We start from the raw sequence: 1,434 nt of genomic DNA on the forward strand, positions 1-1,434 counted from the left end.
GCCCCGACCCGGCCGGGCGCCGCGCACCCCGACCCCGGCACCGCGCCGCTGCCGCCGTCGCCGCCCGACCGGGTGCGGATCCCCGCGATCGGCGTCGACGCGCCCCTGATGGGCCTCGCCCTGACCCCGCAGGGCAGCCTCGACGTGCCGCCGGCCGGGCGCAAGAACCTCGCGGGCTGGTACGAGGCCGGCACCACGCCCGGCGAGCGCGGCACCGCGATCGTGGCGGGGCACGTCGACAACAAGGAGGGCCCCGCCGTCTTCTACGAGCTGGGCGCGCTGCGCAAGGGCCGCACGATCGAGATCGAGCGCAGGGACGGCAGCGTGGCCGTCTTCACGGTCGACGCGAACGAGGTGTACGACGCGAAGGACTTCCCCGACGAGAAGGTGTACGGCGCCGCTCCCCGCCCCGAGCTGCGGGTGATCACCTGCGGCGGAAAGTACTCGAAACGCACCGGTTACCAGGGCAATGTGGTGGTCTTCGCGCACCTGACGGCGGTGCGCTGACGGCGTCCACCCGCGGCACGCGCTCGGTCAGGCCACCCACTGCTCGTACGCCATTTTGGCGACGAGTCCGAAGACGGTGACCAGGAGCACGACCCGGACGAAACCGCTCCCCTTCTTCAGCGCGGTGTGCGCGCCGAACATGCCGCCCGCGAGGTTGAAGGCGGCCATCAGCGCGGCCAGTTGCCACAGGACCGCGCCCTGCCAGGTGAACATCGCGAGGGCGCCCGCGTTGGTGCAGCAGTTGACGATCTTGGCGGTGGCCGACGCGGCGACCAGGTCGAGGTGGAGCACGGCGGTCAGGGCGAGCACGAGGAAGGTGCCCGTGCCGGGCCCGATGAGGCCGTCGTAGAAACCGATGCCGAGCCCCGCGAGGCCGATCGCGGCGAGGACCCGCTTCGGCGACGCGGGTTCGGCGGAGGGTGCGGTGCCGAAGGCGGGGCGCAGGATCACGAAGGCGCCGACGGCGACGAGCACCACCATGATCACGGGCTTCAGTACGTCGGTGCTCATCCCGGCCGCGAAGAAGGCGCCGCCCATCGACCCGGCGAGCGCGGCGAGGCCGATGCGGACGGCGGTGGGCACGTCGACGGGGGTTTTTCTGACGTACGTCACCGCGGCGCCCGTCGTGCCGACGATCGCCACGGCCTTGTTGGTGCCGAGGGCGTGCGCGGCCGGGGTGCCGCCGGGCAGGCCGAGCAGCAGGGCGGGGAGCAGCAGCAGTCCCCCGCCGCCGACTACGGCGTCGATCCAGCCGGCCGCGAGGGCGGCGAGGCAGAGGACGACGACCGTGGTCATGGATATGTCAGGCATGATCGCGACCCTATGCCGTGCGGGAGGCCGCTCAGCGGTCGGCCCGGGGCGGCCGTCCAGGCGGCCGTTCAGCGGGCGGCCCGGGGCTCGGGGCCGGTGGCCGTGGCGCGGTCGGGG

General features: G+C 73.7%; 2 protein-coding genes. One reads left to right on the top strand and one right to left on the bottom strand.

Going from position 1 to position 1,434, the window contains the following annotated elements; genetic code table 11:
- A partial coding sequence (locus GKQ77_RS32725; protein ID WP_219692778.1) for a class F sortase occupies window positions 1–507 on the top strand: 507 nt, incomplete at its 5' end.
- A gap of 27 nt (window positions 508–534) precedes the next feature.
- On the opposite strand, the gene GKQ77_RS32730 is transcribed toward GKQ77_RS32725, so the two are convergent.
- The gene (locus GKQ77_RS32730) at window positions 535–1,317 is read right to left on the bottom strand and encodes a sulfite exporter TauE/SafE family protein (protein WP_219692779.1); all 783 of its coding nucleotides are present in this window, start codon (window positions 1,315–1,317) and stop codon (window positions 535–537) included.
- Window positions 1,318–1,434 lie beyond the last annotated feature (117 nt).

This window comes from Streptomyces anatolicus (genome assembly GCF_019400875.1).
GTDB classification, from domain to species: Bacteria; Actinomycetota; Actinomycetes; order Streptomycetales; family Streptomycetaceae; genus Streptomyces; species Streptomyces anatolicus.

Coding starts and splice junctions, on each gene's coding strand:
- GKQ77_RS32730 (WP_219692779.1), bottom strand. CDS start 1,317: ATGCCTGACATATCCATGACCACGGTCGTCGTCCTCTGCCTCGCCGCC.